Annotated in this window: 20 protein-coding genes and 4 tRNA genes; 22 read left to right on the plus strand and 2 right to left on the minus strand. The window is 68.4% G+C overall.

The genetic code is table 11. The annotated features are described in order from the left end of the window. Positions 1 to 25: 25 nt before the first annotated feature. From ACIBO8_RS11115 to fxsT, 3 genes are all read left to right on the plus strand, one after another. Entirely contained in the window at positions 26 to 256 is a 231-nt protein-coding gene (locus ACIBO8_RS11115; protein WP_396115007.1) for a helix-turn-helix transcriptional regulator, read from the plus strand. Beyond that, positions 253 to 1683, plus strand: coding sequence for a tyrosine-type recombinase/integrase (locus ACIBO8_RS11120; RefSeq protein WP_396115009.1), 1431 nt, complete (start codon positions 253 to 255; stop codon positions 1681 to 1683). Before ACIBO8_RS11115 ends, ACIBO8_RS11120 begins: the two co-directional genes overlap by 4 nt. A 165-nt stretch (positions 1684 to 1848) precedes the next feature. Beyond that, complete coding sequence (gene fxsT / locus ACIBO8_RS11125; RefSeq protein WP_396115010.1) at positions 1849 to 4713, plus strand: FxSxx-COOH system tetratricopeptide repeat protein; 2865 nt, start codon at positions 1849 to 1851, stop codon at positions 4711 to 4713. A 406-nt stretch (positions 4714 to 5119) separates the two neighbouring features. Here the strand turns inward: fxsT and ACIBO8_RS11130 are convergent. Continuing rightward, a tRNA-Tyr gene (locus ACIBO8_RS11130) sits at positions 5120 to 5203 on the minus strand. Positions 5204 to 5352: 149 nt separating this feature from the next. Between ACIBO8_RS11130 and ACIBO8_RS11135 the strand changes: the two genes are divergently transcribed. From ACIBO8_RS11135 to ACIBO8_RS11145, 3 genes are read left to right on the plus strand one after another with little or no spacing between them, the layout of a single operon-like run. Continuing rightward, positions 5353 to 5847: a YajQ family cyclic di-GMP-binding protein gene (locus ACIBO8_RS11135; RefSeq protein WP_396115011.1), complete on the plus strand. Its 495-nt coding sequence runs from the start codon at positions 5353 to 5355 to the stop codon at positions 5845 to 5847. Positions 5848 to 5877: 30 nt separating this feature from the next. Beyond that, the gene (locus tag ACIBO8_RS11140) at positions 5878 to 6180 is read left to right on the plus strand and encodes a hypothetical protein (protein WP_396115012.1); all 303 of its coding nucleotides are present in this window, start codon (positions 5878 to 5880) and stop codon (positions 6178 to 6180) included. Positions 6181 to 6195: 15 nt separating this feature from the next. After that, a complete protein-coding gene (locus ACIBO8_RS11145) occupies positions 6196 to 7005 on the plus strand; it encodes a sulfurtransferase (protein WP_396115013.1) in 810 nt (269 codons plus the stop codon). On the opposite strand, the gene ACIBO8_RS11150 is transcribed toward ACIBO8_RS11145, so the two are convergent. Further along, positions 7002 to 7325 carry a hypothetical protein gene (locus tag ACIBO8_RS11150; RefSeq protein WP_396115014.1) on the minus strand — a complete coding sequence of 108 codons (324 nt, stop codon included), beginning with the start codon at positions 7323 to 7325 and terminating at the stop codon, positions 7002 to 7004. The genes ACIBO8_RS11145 and ACIBO8_RS11150 overlap by 4 nt on opposite strands. 328 nt (positions 7326 to 7653) lie before the next feature. Between ACIBO8_RS11150 and ACIBO8_RS11155 the strand changes: the two genes are divergently transcribed. The 16 genes from ACIBO8_RS11155 to ACIBO8_RS11230 all read left to right on the plus strand — a co-directional run bounded on the left by ACIBO8_RS11155 (position 7654) and on the right by ACIBO8_RS11230 (position 21033). Further along, a complete protein-coding gene (locus ACIBO8_RS11155; RefSeq protein ID WP_396115015.1) occupies positions 7654 to 7809 on the plus strand; it encodes a hypothetical protein in 156 nt (51 codons plus the stop codon). 58 nt (positions 7810 to 7867) lie between these two features. Continuing rightward, complete coding sequence (locus ACIBO8_RS11160; RefSeq protein WP_396115016.1) at positions 7868 to 10393, plus strand: putative bifunctional diguanylate cyclase/phosphodiesterase; 2526 nt, start codon at positions 7868 to 7870, stop codon at positions 10391 to 10393. Positions 10394 to 10507: 114 nt separating this feature from the next. Further along, a tRNA-Thr gene (locus tag ACIBO8_RS11165) sits at positions 10508 to 10583 on the plus strand. A gap of 46 nt (positions 10584 to 10629) precedes the next feature. Beyond that, positions 10630 to 10702, plus strand: a tRNA-Met gene (locus ACIBO8_RS11170). Positions 10703 to 10828: 126 nt separating this feature from the next. Continuing rightward, the gene (gene rpmG, locus ACIBO8_RS11175) at positions 10829 to 10996 is read left to right on the plus strand and encodes a 50S ribosomal protein L33 (protein WP_067495822.1); all 168 of its coding nucleotides are present in this window, start codon (positions 10829 to 10831) and stop codon (positions 10994 to 10996) included. Positions 10997 to 11083: 87 nt separating this feature from the next. After that, complete coding sequence (locus tag ACIBO8_RS11180) at positions 11084 to 11539, plus strand: MaoC family dehydratase N-terminal domain-containing protein (RefSeq protein ID WP_396115017.1); 456 nt, start codon at positions 11084 to 11086, stop codon at positions 11537 to 11539. Continuing rightward, on the plus strand, positions 11532 to 11927 hold the full coding sequence (locus ACIBO8_RS11185; protein ID WP_396115018.1) for a MaoC family dehydratase: 396 nt from the start codon (positions 11532 to 11534) through the stop codon (positions 11925 to 11927). The genes ACIBO8_RS11180 and ACIBO8_RS11185 overlap by 8 nt, the downstream gene beginning before the upstream one ends. A gap of 136 nt (positions 11928 to 12063) precedes the next feature. Then, positions 12064 to 12136, plus strand: a tRNA-Trp gene (locus tag ACIBO8_RS11190). A 116-nt stretch (positions 12137 to 12252) separates the two neighbouring features. Beyond that, positions 12253 to 12630, plus strand: coding sequence for a preprotein translocase subunit SecE (secE, locus tag ACIBO8_RS11195; RefSeq protein ID WP_396115019.1), 378 nt, complete (start codon positions 12253 to 12255; stop codon positions 12628 to 12630). 27 nt (positions 12631 to 12657) lie between these two features. After that, positions 12658 to 13422 (plus strand): transcription termination/antitermination protein NusG, encoded by a 765-nt coding sequence (gene nusG, locus ACIBO8_RS11200; RefSeq protein WP_396115020.1) that lies wholly within the window; start codon positions 12658 to 12660, stop codon positions 13420 to 13422. Between the two features lie 75 nt (positions 13423 to 13497). Continuing rightward, positions 13498 to 14208 (plus strand): 50S ribosomal protein L1, encoded by a 711-nt coding sequence (gene rplA, locus ACIBO8_RS11205; protein ID WP_396115021.1) that lies wholly within the window; start codon positions 13498 to 13500, stop codon positions 14206 to 14208. 67 nt (positions 14209 to 14275) lie between these two features. After that, positions 14276 to 15010, plus strand: coding sequence for an ATP-binding cassette domain-containing protein (locus ACIBO8_RS11210; protein WP_396115022.1), 735 nt, complete (start codon positions 14276 to 14278; stop codon positions 15008 to 15010). After that, on the plus strand, positions 15007 to 15705 hold the full coding sequence (locus tag ACIBO8_RS11215; protein ID WP_396115023.1) for a hypothetical protein: 699 nt from the start codon (positions 15007 to 15009) through the stop codon (positions 15703 to 15705). Before ACIBO8_RS11210 ends, ACIBO8_RS11215 begins: the two co-directional genes overlap by 4 nt. Before the next feature lie 272 nt (positions 15706 to 15977). Beyond that, positions 15978 to 16523, plus strand: a complete 546-nt coding sequence (gene rplJ, locus ACIBO8_RS11220; protein WP_396115024.1) for a 50S ribosomal protein L10 — start codon at positions 15978 to 15980, stop codon at positions 16521 to 16523. Between the two features lie 54 nt (positions 16524 to 16577). Continuing rightward, a complete protein-coding gene (gene rplL, locus ACIBO8_RS11225) occupies positions 16578 to 16967 on the plus strand; it encodes a 50S ribosomal protein L7/L12 (protein WP_396115025.1) in 390 nt (129 codons plus the stop codon). Positions 16968 to 17592: 625 nt separating this feature from the next. Beyond that, positions 17593 to 21033 carry a DNA-directed RNA polymerase subunit beta gene (locus tag ACIBO8_RS11230; RefSeq protein ID WP_364704307.1) on the plus strand — a complete coding sequence of 1147 codons (3441 nt, stop codon included), beginning with the start codon at positions 17593 to 17595 and terminating at the stop codon, positions 21031 to 21033. The last annotated feature ends 54 nt before the right edge of the window (positions 21034 to 21087 follow it).

Consider the following 21087-nt stretch of genomic DNA (forward strand, 5'->3'; position numbering starts at 1 on the left):
ACAGGGCCGTTCTGCGCGGCCTGTCGTGCACCCTCGCAGCGGGAGGATCAGTTCTTTGTCACGCAATGCGGATTGCAATCCTTCGTCGCTCACCATTCCGGAGGTGATCGCGGAGCTACAAGTTTCTCGCTCAACCTTCTACTACTGGCGCCAGACCGGGAAAGCGCCGAGGTGCATCAAGCTGCCCAACAACGAAATTCGAGTTCGCCGCACTGACCTTGACCAGTGGCTGGACGGCCTTGAGGAGGCTGCGTGACCATCCGCAATGAGGATGCGGAAGACCTTCGGTTTTCCCACAGCGTTCGAATATGGGACATTCGAACGAACGCAGGAAAGAGGCGTACGACCTACTCGGTGCGGTGGATCGTCGGTGGGCAAGAGCAGCACCGGACGTTCGCCAGCAAGGCGCTCGCGGACGCATTTCGCGCGAAGTTGCTTACTCACGTTCAGCGCGGCTCGGCGTTCGAGAAGGCGTCGGGTCTGCCCGCTCCCATGCTGCGGGAAGCTCAACGCCGGTCGTGGTTCGAGCACGCGAGCCAGTACACCGAGATGAAGTGGCCGGCGGCGGCACCGAAGTCTCGCACCGGCATCGCCGAATCGCTGGCCACGGTCACACCTGCCCTGCTCAGTTCGGATCGGGGCCGACCGGATGCCGCTCTGATTCGCCGGGCGTTGTTCGAATGGGTGTTCGTTCCGCCTCGCCGAAAGAGCGGTGAGCCGCCTGCCGATCTTCGTGCCACCGTGCGGTGGTTGGAGCGCAACACGATCGCGCTTGCTGACCTCGAAGACCGCACGAAAGGGCCGGAGTTGACTCGCCGAGCCCTCGACCGAATTGCGTTGCTGATCGACGGCAGCCAGGCCGCAGCCAAGACGATTGCCAGAAAGCGAGCAATCTTTTACAACGCATTGGGCTACGCGGTCGAGCTGGGACTCATCACCGACAATCCGCTGGATCGGGTCACTTGGAGCGCGCCTTTGACCACCGAATCGATCGATCGGCGCGTGGTGGTCGACCGGCAGCGTGCGCGCACGCTGCTGACCGCTGTCGCCGTTCAAACGGGGGTCGCACCGCGGCTTGTGGCGCTGTTCGCGCTGATGTACTACGCAGCGCTTCGCCCGAGTGAGGCGCTCGACTTCCGAGTAGAGAACATCGTCGCTTTGCCGAAGTCGGGTTGGGGTGAACTGCTGCTGGGCAACTCCTCGCCGCGTACGGGCCGCGCGTGGACTGACAGCGGCAAGTCTCGGGAGCGTCGTGGGCTGAAGCACCGGGCTGCGAACGACACTCGACCCGTGCCCGCTCACCCGGAGCTGGTGGAGATCCTGAGCGCGCATCTCGGCTACTTCGGGAACGCGCCCGACGGGCGGCTGTTCGTCGGGCCGAGGGGCGGAACCATCGGTGATTCGACCTACCTGGGGGTCTGGCACAAGGCTCGAGCGCTGGCGCTTACCCCTGCGGAGGCCCGGTCGCCACTCGCGAAGAAGCCGTACGACCTGCGTCACGCGGCCGTGTCGACATGGCTCAATGCTGGAGTTCCAGCCACCCAGGTCGCTGAGTGGGCGGGGCACAGCGTCGCCGTCCTCCTGCGGGTCTACGCCAAATGCATCGTGGGGCAAGAAGACGCCGCCCGGCGCCGTATCGAGCGAGCGATGCTGGGGGAGGAGCGAGAGGGAGAAGCCAGCTGAACCGAGCACTGGAGATCTCCGTGTGGGGATGGCAACTCTCTCAACGCTGTACGCCAGGCAACATCCAGGAGCTATCGGCAAGTGCGACCGCAGCACATTGGTCGGGAATTTGACAACGCTTGTTCGGCGGTGGTCGGTGCGTGCGGGTTAGGGCACATTGGGTCCGTGACGGCTCGCACACCCGCTTCGATCCCGCCTGCGAGCCCATCCGATCCGGACGGCCGTGTCGACGTGTTCGTCAACCATGCCGGCCGAGATCGGGCATGGGCGGAATGGGTGGCGTGGGAGCTCGTCGAGGCGGGTTTCACAGTGGAGCTGGACTATTGGGACTGGGAGGTCGGGGAGAACTTCGTCGAGAAGATGCGGGACGCGCTGCAGCGGGCGGATCGCATGGTGGCGTTGTTCTCCGAGGCATACTTCGAGCCGCAGCGGCATACGTCCCCGGAGTTGGCCGCGCTGCTGGCCGATCGGAGTCCGGCCCGTAAGCGGCTGATACCGGTGCGGATCGAGCCGGTCACGCCCCCGCTGTTGTACGCGCCGCTGCTGAGCATCGATGTGTTCGGTGTTCCGGAGGACCACGCCCGCCAGCAGCTGATCGAGGCGGTACGCGGCAAGCGGCGTCCCGACGGGCGGCCAGAGTTCCCCGGTTCCCACCCCACCGCAACGGACGCTGGCCGTGGCTCGGGGCCGCGACGGCCCGGTTCGCTGCCGCCGGTGTGGAACGTGCCGCCCCGCAATGCGGCGTTCACCGGCCGGGATCGCATGATCGTGGACCTGCGGGACAGGCTGTTGAGCGGCGGGCAGGTGCTGGTGCAGGCGCTGCACGGCATGGGCGGCGTGGGCAAGACGCAGCTGGCCGTCGAGTACGCGCACCGCTTCGCCGGTGAGTACGAGCTGGTGTGGTGGATCAACAGCGAGAACCCCGCGTTGATCGGTGAGCAACTCGCCTCGCTGGCGGTCGCGGCCGGTCTGGTGCTGGCTGGGACCGATGTCGCCGCCGGGGTCGCGGCGGTCCAGGGCCATCTGCGGTGTGCTGATCGGGTCCTGCTGGTCTTCGACAATGTCGAGAAACGCGAAGACATCCGTCCGTGGCTGCCCGGCGGGCCTGCCCACATCCTGGTGACCTCCCGCAACCCGCTGTGGTCCGACGTCGCCCAAACAATGAGCGTGGACGTGTTCGCTCGGCCCGAGTCAGTCGCGTTCCTGCAAGCGAACCTGCCCGACCTGGCTGTGGCCGAGGCTGACCAGTTGGCGCAAGCGTTGGGCGACCTACCGCTGGCTATCGCTCAGACCGGTGACCTGCTGGCGGAGACCGGCATGGGCATACAGCGCTACCTCACCGCCTTGGACCAGCATGCTGCCGAGTTGCTCGACGGCGACAGCCCACCGGGGGGATACCCGGTATCGCTGGCCGCTGCCGTCACCGTGGCCGCCGACCGGCTCGCCGCCGATGCTCCCGCCGCTGGGCAGCTGCTGAGCCTATGCGCCTACCTGGCCCCGGACCCCATCCCGCTCGACCTGTTCACCGGCGATGCTGACCTGCCGTTGGAGCTGGCCGCCGCAGCCGACAGTTTCGTCGCGTTGGCACGGGCCGCAGGGCGTCTAAGCCGCTACGGCCTAGCCCGCACAACGACCAACGGTTTGCAGCTGCATCGGCTGACACAAGCTGTCCTGCGCGACACTGACCCTCAGCCCGCCGTGCACCGCGGTACCGTCGAACGCCTGCTGATCGCCGCCCAGCCCGACGACGGCACCAACCCCGCCCTGTGGCCGCGGTGGAGCGTGCTACTGCCGCATATTCTGGCCTGCGACCCAGCCGGCACCGCTAACACCCAGCTGCGCTGGCTCGTCTTCAGCGCCGGGTGGCACCTGCTCGCCCGCGGTGACGCCCGCACTGCGCTCCCTTTGGCTGAGCAGTTGCACACCGCCTGGACCCAGCGGCTAGGTCCCGACGAGCTCACCACCCTCAATGCCGCCCGACTGCTCAGCTACGCCCACCGCGCTCTCGGCCATTACGAGGAAGCCCGCCGCCTCGACGAAGACGTCCTCGAGCGATACCGCCGCGTCCTGGGTGACGACCACCCCGACACCCTCAGCGCAGCACACAGCCTCGCCGCCGATCTTCGCCGGCTGCGTGAGTATGAGCAGGCGCGCCGCCTCGACGAAGACGTCCTCGAGCGATACCGCCGCGTCCTGGGTGACGACCACCCCCACACCCTCATCTCAATCCAGAGCCTCGCCACCGACCTGCGCGAGCTGGGTGAGTATGAGCAGGCGCGCCGCCTCGACGAAGACGTCCTCGAACGGCGCCGTCGTGTCCTGGGTGACGACCACCCCCACACCCACAGCTCAACCCAGAGCCTCGCCATCGACTTGCACGAGCTGGGTGAGTTTGAGCAGGCGCGCCGCCTCGGCGAAGACGTCCTCGAGCGATACCGCCGTGTCCTGGGTGACGACCACCCCGACACCCTTAGTGCAGCCCATAACCTCGCCGGCGATCTTCTCCGGCTGCGTGAGTATGAGCAGGCGCGCCGCCTCGACGAAGACGTCCTCGAGCGATACCGCCGCGTCCTGGGTGACGACCACCCCCACACTCACGACTCAATCCAGAGCCTCGCCACCGACTTGTACGAGCTGGGTGAGTATGAGCAGGCGCGCCGCCTCGGCGAGGACGTCTTGGAACGGCGCCGTCGTGTCCTGGGCGACGATCACCCCGACACCCTCAGCGCAGCCCATAACCTCGCCATTTACCTGTACGAGCTGGGTGAGTATGAGCAGGCCTGCCGCCTCGGCGAGGACGTCTTGGAACGGCGCCGTCGTGTCCTGGGCGACGACCACCCCAACACCCTCAGTTCAGCCTTTAACCTCGCCGGCGGCCTGCGCGAGCTGGGTGAGTATGAGCAGGCCCGCCGCCTCGACGAAGACGTCCTCGAACGGCGCCGTCGTGTCCTGGGCGACGATCACCCCGACACCCTCAGCGCAGCCCATAACGTCGCCATGTACCTGCGCCAGCTGGGTGAACAAGAGTGACGGGTCGGCTGGGCGAGCGATTGCGCGCTGTTGGAGCGACCTCTGAACCCGACCGGTCGTGAAACCCGGAGCTTATGCAAGCGCAGGCCGGGTCACCGCGGGCCGAAAGCCGGTACGAGCTGCCACATGCGGTGGTGTCGACATGACTCAACGCGGGGCAGCGTCGCCGCGCTGCTGCGGGTGTACGCGCCAGTGCATCGTGCGGCAGGAAGATACCGTTCGGCGCCGCATAACGCGGCTTGGACGAGCAAGAGCGGGGAGAGATCGATCGAACCGGGCCCAAGGAAAAATCTCCGCGTATTCTCCGTGGACACCCGTGGACACCCGTGGACGGCTGGACATGACTGGACACACGACTGAGGCCCCTCTCCGCTGTTTCAGCAGGTGAGGGGCCTCTCGTGCCTCGTGGTGGCGGGTAGAGGATTCGAACCTCTGTAGCTTTCGCGACGGATTTACAGTCCGCTCCCATTGGCCGCTCGGGCAACCCGCCTGGGCATCGCCGCCTCGGTGTTCCTTGGCAGCGGACAACAGGATAGCCGTAGCCGCGGCCGGTTCTGCAACCGGGTACGGTCGGCATGTCGGGGGCCCTCGGGGCTCTTCGTCGACATCGATACGTGGCCCACCAGCAGGAGTCTGATCATGGCAGCCAGCCCGTCGTTCGACATCGTGAGCAAGGTCGACGCTCAGGAGGTGGACAACGCCTTCCATCAGGCGGAGAAGGAGCTCGGCACGCGGTTCGACTTCCGGGGGACCGGAACCAGCATCGTGAAGTCGGGGGAGAACGGGGTCACCATCACCTCGGAGACCGAGGAGCGGGCCGTCGCCGCGCTCGACGTCTACAAGGAGAAGCTGGTCAAGCGGAACATCTCCCTGAAGTCTCTGGAGGCCGGCGATCCGCGGCAGTCCGGCAAGACGTACAAGATCGATTGCAAGGTGATCGAGGGCATCGAGGCCGACAAGGCCAAGGCGATCAGCAAGAAGATCCGGGATGCCGGTCCGAAGGGTGTGCAGGCGCAGATCCAGGGGGACCAGCTGCGGGTGACCGGCAAGAAGCGGGACGACCTGCAGGCCGTCATCGCCCTGCTCAAGCAGGAGGACTTCGGCGTCGCCCTGCAGTTCACGAACTACCGGTAGGGCGGGGCGCCGCGGTTCAGACTGAGGTTCATGGACCTTGGTGGGGCGACGCTTGCCGTCGGCGGCGCGATCGGGATGGCCCTTGCGCTCTTCGGGGTGAAAATGCTGGTTTCTGGTCGCGCTCCGGCGAGCACCCTGCGCAACTTTCCGGCGGTACGGGACGCCGCCCTGTACCACCTGTTGTTCGGGGCGGCGTTGCTGCTGATGGTGCTGGGGCAGGCGCTGCTGGCCGGGACCGGGGCGACGGTGACGTCCGGGGTCGCCATCGTGCTGGTCGCTGTCGCCCTGATCAGGTATCGGCCGCGGCGGGGGCGGCCACGCGAGGACACCTAGTCACGAGGAGCCGTGGTGATCGATCCGGTCGTCGACCTTCAATGGGTGCGGGAGCGTGAGGGTCGGGTCGTGCTGGCCGATGTGCGCTGGTATCTCGACGGGCGGTCGGGGCGGGAGGCGTACGAGAAGGGGCATCTGCCCGGCGCCGTCTTCGTCGACCTGGACCGGTGGCTCGCCCGTCCGGGCTCGCCGGCCGAGGGCCGGCATCCGCTTCCCGACCCGCAGGTCTTCGCCGAGGGCATGGCCGCGGCGGGCATCGGCGACGACGACACGGTGATCGGGTACGACGACGCGGGCGGAGTCATCGCGGCGCGGCTGGTCTGGATGCTGCGCGCCACGGGTCACGACGCCGCGTTGCTGGATGGCGGGCTCACGGCGTACGAGGGAAAGCTGGTGACCGGACCGACCGCCCGGACCCCCGCCGTCTTCACTCCCCGGCCGTGGCCGGAGGACCGGCTGGCCGACATCGACGCGGCCGCCGACGGCAGTGCGGTGGTGCTGGACGCGCGCGATCGGTCGCGATTCCGTGGCGATGCCGAGCCGGTGGATCCGCGGGCGGGGCACATCCCAGGGGCGCGCAATCTGCCGTGCCGGGAGAATCTGGACGACAAGGGCCGTTTCCTTCCCGTGTCGCAGCTGCGGGAGCGGTTCGCGGCCGTCGGCGTCGAGGAGGGCGGCGACGTCGTCTCCTATTGCGGCTCCGGCGTCACGGCCTGTCATAACCTGCTGGCGTTGGAGCATGCCGGGCTCGGAACCGGCCGGCTCTATCCCGGGTCGTGGTCGCAGTACAGCGCCACCGAGCGGGTCGCCGAGACCGGCGATTAATCCGGGCGGCCGGCCAATCCGCGGGCGGCGTCGGCCTCGTCCGGGCCGAGTCCTTCGTATCCGGTGAGCTCGTGCTGACGGGCCTGCTCCGCTATCCAGCGGTTGTGGGCCTCCCATGCGGCCTGCTTGCTCGTGCCGAGAGCGGCGCCGATCTGGGTCCAGGAGGCGCCGGCGGCGCGGGCGGAGCGGACCATCGCCTGGCGACCGTAGCCCGCTTTGCGGATCACCACCTCGCTGAGCGCGAGCAGCTCCAGGCCTTCCTCCCGGCTGAGCGGTTCGGGGCCGCCGTCGCCGGTCATCGTCGCCAGGGCGTCCCGCATCCTCAGCTCGTCGTAACGCGTTGTCGCGGTCGAAAGCGTATGTCGTTGCTCAAGGTCATCGGGAGTTGTCATGCCGGTAGTCTTCCGTCAGGGCAACTTGACGTCAAGGCAGCTTGACAGAAACATGCGAATTGCGCTCACATCTCCGTTTATTTCAGGCGCAAAGCCACCAATTTTTGCGTCCGTTATTGCGGTCACGCCTCAGCCGTTCAGCCAAGATTTCGGGATGTGCGGGTTCGACCCGGTCGCGGACGCTGTCCGACGTACTCAGCGTGTGGCACCATCATGGAACCCCCCACCCGGAGCGTTCTCTTACGAGGAGCACAACATGTCCGCAAGGAAGCTGGGCCGCTTCATCGGCTTGGTTTTCGTGCTCGCGGCCCTGACCGGCGGAGCCGCCGCGTCGGGCTCCGCTGAGCATGCGTCCGGGGGATCGGCGCCGGCAGCTGCCCACCTGCTTCTCGCCGACATCGACTGGGACTGAACCGGCCGGCCCCTACGGAACGGCAGCGCCGTAACGGACCGATGACGAGGAGCGCGCTATGGCCGGGCGATCACCGTCGCGTGGGCGTTCCTCGCAGTACGCCTGGCTGATCACCGCGCCGCTCGCGCTTTTCGCGCTCGTCTGTCTCGTCTTCTACTGGCTTGCCAAGCCCACCTGGTGGCACCACTGGGCGGGTTCCTTGCTCGTGCTGGTGGCATTCATCATCGCGCACGTCAGCGTGCTGAGCGTCGTGGTCCGGCGCCAGGCCCTGCTCGTCGTGCTGAATGAGATCCCGCTCATTCTCGCCATTTACTTCCTGCCTCCCGTGCCGGTGATCCTGGCGCCGACGATCGCGAGTCTGGTCACCCAGCTGCGCTCGCGCACCGACACCACGAAAACGGCGTACAACGTCGCCAAGTCGGCGGCCCGTACGGCCGCGGCGCTGGTGGTCGTCTCGTGTATGCCGCACATTCGCGGCGCGGGCCCCGGCACGTGGGGCATCCTCGCCGCCGCGGTGGCCACCGCCACGATCGTGAGCTGGCTGTCCTACGCCGGCGTGATCACCGTGGTGCAGGACCGCCGGGCCGGGCAGGACGCGCTGCGCGCCGGTTCGCAGACGCTGGTCACGGCGGCCATCAACATCGTCGTCGGACTGGTCTTCCTCGTCGCGCTCGATGCCACCTGGTGGGCCGCCATCCCGCTCGGGTTGCTCCTGCTGGCCATGACGTTCGTGCTGCGCTCCTTCTCCGAGTTCTTCCGACAGCACCGCACGCTGACCGAGGTCTACGAGCTCACCCAGGCGATGCGTGAGCAGGGCACGGACGGCAGCCTCCCCGACGTTCTGCTCAGCCGGGTCCGGACCCTCATGCGCGCCGAGTACGCCACCCTCTGGCTCCCGGCGCAGGGCCGCCATCCGGAGGTGCTCCTCACCGCCCGGGTGGACGGCAAGGGACTGCTCGACATCGCGCCGACCCCTCCTCCCGTACGCGAAGAAGCGATCAGGAGCGGCCACACCATCCCGGTCGGCCCCCGGTTCGGGGAGACCATGCATCTGCGGCCGTATCTGCGCGACAGCCGGGTCAAGGACGTCATCGCGGTGCCCTTGCGCTCGGGACAGACCAGTGTGGGGTGTCTCGAGGTGATCAACAGGCTCGGGGACGCCGTCACGTTCCGGGACGCCGACGTGCAGGTGCTCGAGACGATCGCGGCGCACGCGGCGGTCGCCGTCGAGAACGCGCGGCTCGTGGAGCGGCTGCGCTACGACGCGTACCACGATCGCCTCACCTCGCTGCCCAACCGCCGCAGGATGATCGACGCCCTCGCCGAGTCCGTGAAGGTGCGGGCCGGCGAGGTGGTCGCGGTCATGCTCTTCGACGTGGACGGTCTGCGCGACGTCAACGAGTCCATGGGGCACGCCGCCGGCGACAAGCTGCTCGCCGAGGTCGCCCAGCGGCTGCGCGGCATCGCCGGCCCGGGCGCCCTGGTCGGGCGGATCGGCGGCGACGAGTTCGTGGTCACGCTGCGGACCGACAACGCCGAGGAGACCGTACGGCTGGCCACCGAGATGCGGGAGCAGCTTCGCGGCCCGATGGTCGTCGGGTCGCTCACCCTCGACGTCGACACGGCCGCCGGCGTGGCGCTCCACCCCGATCACGGCGACGACCCCGACGCCCTGCTGCGCCGTGCCGAGCTGGCTGCCAACGCGGCCAAGGCGCTTCCGTACGGCGTACAGCTCTTCCACCCCGCGCTGGAGTCCCGGGCGGTCCGCCGCCTCGGCCTCGCGGCGGACCTGCGGCGCGCCCTGGACGAGGGAGCGCTGGAGGTGCACTACCAGCCCAAGGTCTCCATCCAGGACCGGCACCTGATCGGCGTCGAGTGCCTCGCCCGCTGGCAGCACCCGGCGCACGGCGAGGTGTCCCCGGAGGACTTCGTCGCGGTGGCGGAGCACACCGGTCAGCTGAACCGCCTCACCGAGGTGGTCCTCACCGCCGGCCTGCGGCACTGCCGCGAATGGGCGGACGCGGGCCGTCCCCTGTCCATCGCGGTCAACCTGTCGGCGCGCACCCTGCTGGATCCCCGGTTCCCCGATCAGGTGCACGAGCTGCTGAAGCAATATCGCGTCCCGGCCGGGCAGGTCACCTTCGAGATCTCCGAGCCCGGCATGCTCGGCGAGGTCGAGCGCGCGCTTCCGACCCTCTATCGCCTGCGCGATCTGGGCGTGCGGCTGTCGGTCGACGATTTCGGTACGGGGGCCTCGTCGCTGTCGTACCTCCGTCAGCTCCCGGTGCACGAGGTGAAGATCGACGGCAGCTTCGTCGAGGGCATGGCGACGGACTCGGGCGACCTGGCGATCGTCCGGGCGGTCATCGGCCTCTCCCGTGAGTTCGGTCTCACCGTGGTGGCCGAGGGCGTGGAGAGCGAGCTGACCCTGAACCTGCTCGCCGATCTGGGCTGCGAGATCGGCCAGGGATATCTGTTCAGCCGGCCGCTGCCGGTGGAGCGGCTGAACATGTGGCTGAGCGCCCAGACCGAGCCGGAGGAGACGCCCACCGGTGAGGTCCGGCGGCTGCGGGCCGTCGGCTGATCCGGCGCCCGCCGGCTTTCTGAACTGCTCATACGGCGCGCCGGGGTACCGATTTCACCTCGGCTGCGGGGCCGTGTAAGCTTCTCCCTGCGCAACAAGCGAGAGATCGCGCGCGCCCCCTTAGCTCAGTCGGCAGAGCGTCTCCATGGTAAGGAGAAGGTCTACGGTTCGATTCCGTAAGGGGGCTCCACCCGGGTTCGTGATCCGCCCTCAGGCGCAGGATTTCAGCCTGGCGCGGCGGTGTAGCTCAGATGGCAGAGCAAGCGGCTCATAATCGCTGTGTCGCCGGTTCAAGTCCGGCCACCGCTACTGTCCGGGACTCGTCCCGGATACCGTACGACCCCGGGCGAACGTCCGGCGTTTTGCATGTCCGCGTGGCAAGCGTCTACGCTGATATGCCGTATGTGAACCCCGTGAGCAGGAAGGCACCCCGCCGTGGCCAAGGCGACCGACGTCCGTCCCAAGATCACCTTGGCGTGTACGGAGTGCAAGGAGCGGAACTACATCACCCGCAAGAACCGCCGCAACGACCCGGACCGCATCGAGCTGAAGAAGTTCTGCCCCCGGGACGGCAAGCACACCCTGCACCGCGAGACGCGCTGAGCTGAACCTTCCAGTCGCGGCGGCACCCCGATCACGGGGCGCCGCCGCTTCTGCGTTCAGGCGCGGCGGGCAGGGTAGTTTCCCTTCATGCCCCTGGACCAGTCCTTCGTCGGCCGCAGCTGGCCGGCCACCGAGCCCTACCTGGTGGGCCGCGAGAAGATCCGTGAGTTCGCCTCGGCCATCGGCGCCACCGACGCGGAGTATCACGATCCCGCGGCCGCCCGCGCCGCCGGCTATCCCGATGTCGTCGCGCCGCCCACCTTCCCGGTGGTGATCACGATGGCCGCCAGCCGTCAGATCCTCGAGGATCCCGCGCTCGGCCTGGACTACAGCCGCGTCGTGCACGGCGACCAGAAGTTCGCGTACGCCCGCCCGGTCGTCGCCGGCGACACGCTGGTCTGCGTCAACACCGTCGAGGAGATCACCTCCCGGAGCGGCCACGACTTCATGACGACCCGGACCGACGTCACGACCGACGCCGGCGAGCCCGTCGTCACGGTCTGGTCCAAGCTCGTCCAGCGCGGGGAGGAAGACCATGGCTGAGGAACTGCCCACCCAGACCTTCCGGGTCACCCGGGCCGACCTGATCCGGTACGCGGGCGCGTCCGGCGACTTCAACATGATCCACTGGAGCGACCGAATCGCGAAGAGCGTCGGCCTGCCCGGCGTGATCGCCCACGGCATGTTCACGATGGCGCTGGCCGGCCGCGCGGTCACCCTGTGGGCCGGCGCCCCCGACGCCGTGGTCGAGTACGGCGTCCGCTTCACCCGCCCGGTCCCGGTGCCGGACACCGACGAGGGCACCGAGGTGGTGGTGAGCGGCGTCGTCAAGGAGGTCACCGACGACGGGCTCACCCGGATCGACATCACCGCGACCTGCAACGGCGAGAAGGTTCTGGCCATGGCGAAGGCCACGATCCGCAAGCGCTGACGGGCGTCGCCGGTCGCCACCCGGCCGGGTGGCGACCCGGGTTGGGAATCACGGGGACGAACCCGTACACTGGTCCGCCGTGGGGTAATCGACCCTGCCTTTCGCATGCGATGCGTGGGCATGGCCGCCCTCACGTAGGGGTGTAGCTCAATTGGCAGAGCAGCGGTCTCCAAAACCGCAGGCTGCAGGTTCAAGTCCTGTCACCCCTGCGCACCGAACCCGTATCGGCCCGGCGGCGGACCGCCCGGCGCGGGCCGCCGGTACGACCGAGCGCCGCGTAGGGCGCTGATGCACCATCCACCGACCGACGACGGAAGAGGGCGAAGTGGCCGAGAGGAAGCGACCCGGTGACGACGCTGCAGGCGACCGCCCCGAGGACGAGGCGTTCGACGGCGCCGACGACGAGCTCCTGGACGACGACGAGGCCGGCGAGCCGGTGACGCGCGGCGGCGGGACCGCCGTCCGTGAGCGCACCGAGAACGCCGACAAGCCGAAGTCGAAGAAGGAAGGCCGGCGTGGCGGCCGCATCGGCGGTTTCTTCCGCGAGGTCGTCAGTGAACTGCGTAAGGTCATCTGGCCGACCCGCAAGGAGTTGCTGACCTACACCGGCGTCGTGATCGCCTTCGTCACCGTGATGACCGCGATCGTCGCCGTGCTGGACTACGGGTTCGGCAAGGCCATCCTGGCGTCGTTCGGCAACTGAAGCTGATAGTTACGGAAGTGAGCAAGCGTGCCTGAGTACGACGACGAGACCGCCCTTTCCGCCGACGAGCAGTCCTCGGTGGCGACCGCGGGCGACGACGAGTCGGTCGAGGCCGCCGCTGAGCCCGCCGCCGAGGCGCCCGCTGAGGAGGCGCCCGCGGCCGAGGCGCCTGATGTCGAGGCGCCCGACGTCGACGAGGACTACGACCCCGTCGCCGAGCTGCGCCAGAAGCTGCGTTACGCCCCCGGCGACTGGTACGTGGTGCACTCGTACGCCGGTTACGAGAACAAGGTCAAGACCAACCTCGAGACCCGGATCACGAGCCTCGACATGGAGGACTTCATCTTCCAGGTCGAGGTGCCGACCCGCGAAGAGGTCGAGGTCAAGAACGGCAAGCGCAACCAGGTGCAGGCCAAGGTCTTCCCCGGCTACATCCTGGTCCGGATGGACCTCACCCCGGAGTCGTATTCCTGCGTGCGCAACACGCCGGGCGTGACGGGCTTCGTGGGCGCGACCGACCGGGTCGACCGTCCGGCGCCGCTGTCGCTGGACGAGGTGCTGAAGTGGCTCGCCCCGGCCGTCGAGGCCGAGGAGAAGAAGGCGAAGCCCGAGGTGAAGGTCCTCGACTTCGAGGTCGGCGACTCGGTCACCGTCACCGACGGCGCGTTCGCCTCGCTGCCCGCCTCGATCTCCGAGATCAACGCCGACCAGCAGAAGCTGAAGGTCCTGGTCTCGATCTTCGGCCGGGAGACGCCGGTCGAGCTGAACTTCAACCAGGTCACCAAGATCTGATTGAGGCAACACCCCGAGTAAGTCGTGGGAGGGGCGCGCGTGTGCGCCCCGCCATCAACCACAGGAGTACGAGAAATGCAGCGCAGCAAGGCCTACCGCAAGGCCGCCGAGCAGATCGACACCTCGAAGCTCTACCAGCCCGTCGAGGCCGTGACGCTGGCGAAGGAGTCCAGCCCCACCAAGTTCGACGCCACCGTCGAGGTCGCGATGCGCCTCGGTGTCGACCCCCGCAAGGCGGACCAGATGGTCCGTGGCACGGTCAACCTGCCGCACGGCACCGGTAAGACCGCCCGCGTGATCGTGTTCGCTCAGGGCGCGAAGGCCGAGGAGGCCGTCGCGGCCGGCGCCGACGAGGTCGGCACGGACGAGCTCGTCGCCCGCATCCAGGGCGGCTGGCTGGACTTCGACGCCGCGATCGCCACCCCGGACCAGATGGCCAAGATCGGCCGTATCGCCCGGATCCTCGGCCCCCGCGGCCTCATGCCGAACCCCAAGACCGGCACCGTCACCATGGACGTGGCCAAGGCGGTCTCGGACATCAAGGGCGGCAAGATCACCTTCCGGGTCGACAAGCACTCGAACCTGCACCTGATCATCGGCAAGGCCTCCTTCTCGGCCGAGCAGCTGGTCGACAACTACGGTGCGGTGCTCGACGAGGTGCTGCGGGCCAAGCCGTCCGCCGCCAAGGGCAAGTACCTCAAGAAGGTCACGGTCAGCACCACCATGGGTCCCGGCGTGCCGGTCGACCCGAACGTGACCAAGAACCTGCGTGAGGCCCAGGACTGACGGTCGTCATCCACAGAGAAGCCCTCGGGGACAACCCCGGGGGCTTCTTCTGTGCGAGGCTGCGCGGGTGCGATTCGAGCAGATCTGGTTCCGGTACGCACGACGTGCGCCCTGGACCTTGCGCGCGGCAGACGCCACCGTGGAGCCTGGGGCCACCGTGGTCGTGCTCGGTCGCAACGGTGCCGGCAAGTCCACCCTGCTCCAGCTGGCCGCCGGGGTGCTCCGCCCGGTGCGGGGCGCCGTCCGGGGCCGTCCGCGGGTCGTCGGCTGGGTGCCCGAGCGCTTCCCGGCGGATCAGCCGTTCACCGCACACCAATATCTGTCTGCCATGGCAGCGCTCCGCGGCCTCCGCGGCGACGCCGAGGTGGATCGCTGGATCGAGCGGCTGGGCCTCGGCGAGCACCGGCACACCCGGCTGAGCGCCCTGTCCAAGGGCACTGCCCAGAAGGTGGGCCTGGCGCAGGCGCTGCTGGTCACGCCCGGTCTCCTGGTTCTGGACGAGCCGTGGGAGGGCCTCGACGCCCAGGCCCGCACCCTCATCCCGCAGATCGTCGCCGAGGTGACGGCCGCCGGGGGAGCGGTGCTGGTCAGCGACCATCGCGGAGAGATCGCCGGCCTGCCCGAGGCCGTCCGCTGGACCGTCGCGGACGGCACGCTCCACGCGGCCGCGGATCGGCCCGAAGTCCCGGACGAGGTCGTGATCGAGGTCGCCGTCCGCCGGGCGCACGCCGACCGGACGCTGGCCGGGCTGCGTGCCGACGGTCACCGTGTTCTGGGGGTACGCGAGGAGCAGCCGCGATGATCGCCCTGACCCGGATGCGCCTCGCCGGTTTCCTGCGGGGTGGCCGCGTCCTCGCGCCGCTCATCACCGGCCTGGTCCTGCTGGGCATCCTGCACGGCGGTGGCCGGTCGTCGGCCGCCGCGGCGTACGGCTACTCCGCCGTGGCGCTCTTCCCGGTGTTCGCCTGGCTCGCCAAGGTCGTGCTCGACACCGAGCCGGACGTCCAGCGCCGGCTGGCCCGGATCACCGTCGGCCCGGCCCGCGAGCTGGTCGCCGGCACGCTGGCGGCCGCCACGGCCGGGTCGGTCCTGGCCGTGGCGGCCATCGTGGCGCCGCTGCTGCTCGGCGCCGTGCGAGGTCCCGAGCCGGGCAGTGCCGAGCCGTCCCTCGCCGCCGGGGTGGGCCTCGGCGTGCTGGCCCATGTGCTGTCGCTCCTCGCCGGTGTGGCACTCGGCGCGCTCGCCAGCCGGGCGGTCACGCGCACGATCCGCAACGGCGTCACGGTGCTGGTGACCGGCGCGGTGCTGGGCATCGTGCTCGGACTGCAGGGCTCGGTCGCGCCCTGGCTGGTGCCTCCCGTCATGGCGACCGCGCGGGCGCTCGTACGGGCTCCGCTTCCGCCCGCCGGGACGTTCTGGCTGCTCAGCGCGTGGGCGTTGGCGTGGGCCGGGACCGTGCTGGCGGCGTACGGGTGGCTTCGCCGCGGCCGGAGCTGAGCCGATTTGGTCTGGGGCGCTCCGCCGCGTACTCTTCGGTGTTGAAGTTCCACCCACAGACCGCTGGTCGCCGCAGTCGCCGTCGTTCGACGGAGGCCGCGGCCGAAGGTCCCGCAGCAAGGCGGGCGGCCCGCGCAGGGGAGAACGGTTCGTGATCATGGCCGCGTCCGCGCGTGTCCATGCTCCGCCCCGTGCGCCCTGCGCCGGGGCGTTTCTCGTTGTTCGGGCCCGCATCCGTGCCAGCGGCTCTTGAGCAACGAGAGAGGAGGGACATGGCGGACAAGCCGGTCCGGGCCGACAAGGCCACAGCCGTCGCCGAGCTCACGGAGCATTTCCGTAACTCGTCGGCCACCGTGTTGACCGAGTACCGCGGCCTCACGGTTTCCGAGCTCACCGAGCTGCGGCGCTCGCTCGGTAGCGAGACCAAGTACTCCGTGTCGAAGAACACGCTCGCGAAGCGGGCGGCCAGCGACGCGGGTATCGAGGGGCTCGACGCGCTCTTCGCCGGTCCTACCGCGCTCGCTTTCGTCACCGGCGACCCGGTCGAGGCGGCCAAGGGCCTCCGGGCCTTCGCCAAGAGCCACCCCGTCCTGGTGATCAAGGGCGGTGTGTTCGAGGGCAAGGCCATCTCGGCCGCCGAGGTCAGCAAGATCGCCGACCTCGAGCCTCGCGAGGTGCTGCTGGCCAAGCTGGCCGGCGCCATGAAGGGCAACCTGACCAAGGCCGCGGGCACGTTCCAGGCCCCGCTGGCCCAGGTCGCACGTCTGGCGGCTGCACTGCAGGACAAGCGCGCGCAGGACGGTTCCGCCGAGGGCTGACAGCCCCGCGCGGAGTTGACTTACATCCACGGAAACAACGAAAGGTTGCCAGACATGGCGAAGCTCAGCACCGACGAGCTGCTCGACGCGTTCAAGGAGATGACGCTGATCGAGCTGTCCGAGTTCGTGAAGCAGTTCGAGGAGGTCTTCGAGGTCACCGCCGCCGCGCCCGTCGCGATGGTCGCCGGTGGCGCAGCCGGCGGCGGCGAGGCTGCCCCGGCCGAGGCCGAGAAGGACTCCTTCGACGTCGTCCTCGAGGCCGACGGTGGCAAGAAGATCCAGGTCATCAAGGTCGTGCGTGAGCTGACCGGCCTGGGCCTCAAGGAGGCCAAGGACGCCGTCGAGGCCGCCCCCAAGGCGATCCTCGAGGGTGTCAACAAGGAGAAGGCCGAGGAGGCCAAGGCCAAGCTCGAGGGCGAGGGCGCCAAGGTCACCCTCAAGTGACCTGAGCTCCACCCGCTTCATCCTCGCCGCAGGCGGGGGCCCGTTCCCGGGCCCCCGCCTGCGCGATTTTTCGGGAAGAAACCGCAGGTCAGCGCCGGTGTGGCGGACGGTCGGAAGGCTGACGGACAAAAGCCGCCGGACCCCCTAATCCATGCGTTAAGGTCTCTATGCCGTGTCCGGCGGAGCACGGCACAGGTCCGACCCGCGGCACAGCCCTTGACTGTGTGTCCGCCGACAGGCACGCTGACTACAGCAAGTTTCCGCGCTTGCGACAGCCGCTCTGTGGGTATACCGCGTACGACGGGCCCCCAGACGGCACCCGAGGGAGTTTCGCCGCGTTCCGAGCGGCCCCGCATGAGGCACTGACCGTGGAGGCGCAGGTCAGAGGCCGCGGGGACACGTTCCGCAGGCCCCCTCCGGTGTGGGCTGGACAGCGGTTAGCCGAGCGGCTACACTGCTAGTTTGCGCTGCCTTCTGTCTTGAGCCCTGCAGGGACATCCATCCGGATGACTTCCTGGGGGTTCATTGGAGTGCCCGGCAGTTAATGGGACGGCAGTCAGTAGCGCACACAGTTGCATCAGCAGCTCAGCCGCATCAGCAGCACCGGTCCTCGGAAGGACGCATCTTGGCAGCTTCCCGCCCTGCGAAGACCAGTCGTACGTCGAGCGCTTACGCTCCCCGCCGTATCTCTTTCGGCAGGATCACCGAGCAACTTGAGGTCCCCAACCTCCTTGCCCTCCAGACGGAGTCCTTCGACTGGCTGGTGGGTAACGAGGCATGGCAGGCCCGATCGACGGATGACCCGCACGCCCACTCGGGCCTCGCAGAGATCCTCGAAGAGATCAGTCCCATTGAGGACTTCTCCGGCACAATGTCGCTGTCCTTCTCCTCTCCGCGCTTCGACGAGGTCAAGGCCTCGATCGAGGAGTGCAAGGAGAAGGACCTGACCTACTGCGCACCGCTGTTCGTGACCGCGGAGTTCACCAACAACACCACTGGCGAGATCAAGAGCCAGACCGTGTTCATGGGTGACTTCCCGATGATGACCCCCAAGGGGACGTTCGTCATCAACGGCACCGAGCGCGTCGTGGTGAGTCAGCTCGTCCGCTCGCCGGGCGTGTACTTCACGAAGGAGCCGGACAAGACCTCCGACCGCGACCTGTCCAGCGTCAAGGTGATCCCGAGCCGGGGCGCCTGGCTCGAGTTCGACATCGACAAGCGCGACACCGTCGGCGTCCGCATCGACCGCAAGCGCCGGCAGGCCGTCACCGTCCTGCTCAAGGCGATCGGCTGGTCGGCGGACCAGATCCGGGAGCGGTTCGGCTGGTCCGAGCTGCTCATGACGACGCTCGAGAAGGACCACATCGCCGGGCAGGACGAGGCTCTGCTCGACATCTACCGCAAGCTGCGTCCCGGTGAGCCCCCGACGCGGGAGAACGCACAGACCCTGCTGGACAACCTCTTCTTCAACCCGAAGAGGTACGACGTCGCCAAGGTCGGCCGTTACAAGTTCAACAAGAAGCTGGACATCGATGTCCCGATCGTCCGCGGCACCCTCACCGAAGAGGACATCGTCAAGACCGTCGAGTACCTCTGCCGGCTGCACGCCGGTGAGGAGGGCTACGAGGCCGACGACATCGACCACTTCGGCAACCGGCGCCTGCGTACGGTCGGCGAGCTGATCCAGAACCAGGTCCGCGTCGGCCTCTCCCGCATGGAGCGGGTCGTCCGCGAGCGCATGACCACGCAGGACGTCGAGGCGATCACGCCGCAGACCCTGATCAACATCCGCCCGGTCGTGGCGGCGATCAAGGAGTTCTTCGGTACGTCGCAGCTGTCGCAGTTCATGGACCAGACGAACCCGCTGGCGGGCCTGACCCACCGGCGCCGGCTGAGCGCGCTCGGCCCGGGCGGTCTGTCCCGTGAGCGGGCCGGCTTCGAGGTCCGTGACGTGCACCCGTCCCACTATGGCCGGATGTGCCCGATCGAGACCCCCGAAGGCCCGAACATCGGCCTGATCGGTGCTCTCTCGACCTTCGCGCGGGTGAACCCGTTCGGTTTCGTCGAGACGCCGTACCGCAAGGTCGAGAACGGCCGCGTCACCGATGAGGTGCACTACCTCACCGCTGACGAGGAGGACCGGTTCATCAAGGCCCAGGCGAACGCCCCGCTCTCCAGCGACGGCACCTTCGCCGAGGACCGCGTCCTGGTCCGCCGGAAGGGCGGTGAGGTCGACTACGTGCCCGGCACCGACGTCGACTACATGGACGTCTCGCCGCGGCAGATGACCTCGGTCGCGACCGCGATGATCCCGTTCCTCGAGCACGACGACGCCAACCGCGCGCTCATGGGCGCGAACATGCAGCGTCAGGCGGTGCCGCTGGTCAAGGCCGAGGCGCCGCTGGTCGGCACCGGCATGGAGTACCGCGCCGCGGTCGACGCCGGTGACGTGGTCGTGGCCGAGGTCGGCGGCGTCGTCGAGGACCTCTGCGCCGACTACGTGACGGTGCACCAGGACGACGGCCACCGCCGGACGTACCTGCTGCACAAGTTCCGTCGCAGCAACGCCGGCTCCTGCGTCAACCAGAAGCCGGTGGTCTTCGAGGGCGACCGGGTCGAGGCCGGCCAGGTCATCGCCGACGGCCCGTGCACCGACGAAGGGGAGATGGCCCTCGGCCGCAACCTGCTCGTCGCGTTCATGTGCTGGGAAGGCCACAACTACGAGGACGCGATCATCCTGTCGCAGCGCCTCGTGCAGCAGGACGTGCTCACCTCGATCCACATCGAGGAGCACGAGGTCGACGCGCGCGACACCAAGCTCGGCCCGGAGGAGATCACCCGCGACATCCCCAACGTCAGCGAGGAAATGCTCGCGGACCTGGACGAGCGCGGCATCATCCGGATCGGTGCCGAGGTCGTGCCCGGCGACATCCTGGTCGGCAAGGTCACGCCCAAGGGCGAGACCGAGCTGACCCCGGAGGAGCGGCTGCTCCGCGCGATCTTCGGTGAGAAGGCGCGCGAGGTTCGCGACACCTCGCTGAAGGTGCCGCACGGCGAGACCGGCACGGTCATCGGCGTCCGCACCTTCTCGCGCGAGGACGGCGACGAGCTGCCCCCGGGCGTGAACGAGCTGGTCCGGGTGTACGTCGCCCAGAAGCGCAAGATTCAGGACGGCGACAAGCTCGCCGGCCGGCACGGCAACAAGGGCGTCATCTCGAAGATCCTGCCGGTCGAGGACATGCCGTTCCTGGAGGACGGCACCCCGGTCGACATCGTGCTGAACCCGCTCGGTGTGCCCTCGCGTATGAACATCGGCCAGGTTCTGGAGACCCACCTCGGGTGGATCGCCAAGACCGGCTGGGAGGTCGAGGGCGAGGACGCCGACTGGAAGCGGCAGCTGCGGGCCATCGAGGCGCACGAGTCCCCCGCGGACTCGAACGTCGCGACCCCGGTCTTCGACGGCGCCCAGGAGGAGGAGATCAAGGGCCTCCTCGAGTCGACGCTCGTCAACCGCGACGGCAAGCGGCTGGTCAACGGCGACGGCAAGGCGCAGCTCTTCGACGGTCGTTCCGGCGAGCCGCTGCCCGACCCGATCTCCGTCGGCTACGTGTACATCCTCAAGCTGAACCACCTGGTCGACGACAAGATCCACGCTCGCTCGACCGGCCCGTACTCGATGATCACTCAGCAGCCGCTGGGTGGTAAGGCGCAGTTCGGTGGCCAGCGGTTCGGCGAGATGGAGTGCTGGGCGATGCAGGCCTACGGCGCGGCATACGCGCTGCAGGAGCTGCTCACCATCAAGTCCGATGACGTCCTGGGCCGCGTGAAGGTCTACGAGGCCATCGTCAAGGGCGAGAACATCCCGGAGCCGGGAATCCCCGAGTCGTTCAAGGTGCTGCTCAAGGAGCTGCAGTCGCTGTGCCTCAATGTCGAGGTGCTGTCCAGCGACGGCGTGGCCCTGGAGATGCGCGAGACCGACGACGAGGTCTTCCGGGCCGCGGAAGAACTCGGCATCGACCTGTCCCGGCGCCCGAACGAGGGCGTCAGCAGCGTCGAAGAGATCTGACGGATGGTGTCCCCGGGGATGTGAATCTCCGGGGACACCCCCGCCGGCCTGGAA

Origin of the sequence: Actinoplanes sp. NPDC049681, from assembly GCF_044465265.1 — a bacterium.
GTDB lineage: Bacteria > Actinomycetota > Actinomycetes > Mycobacteriales > Micromonosporaceae > Actinoplanes.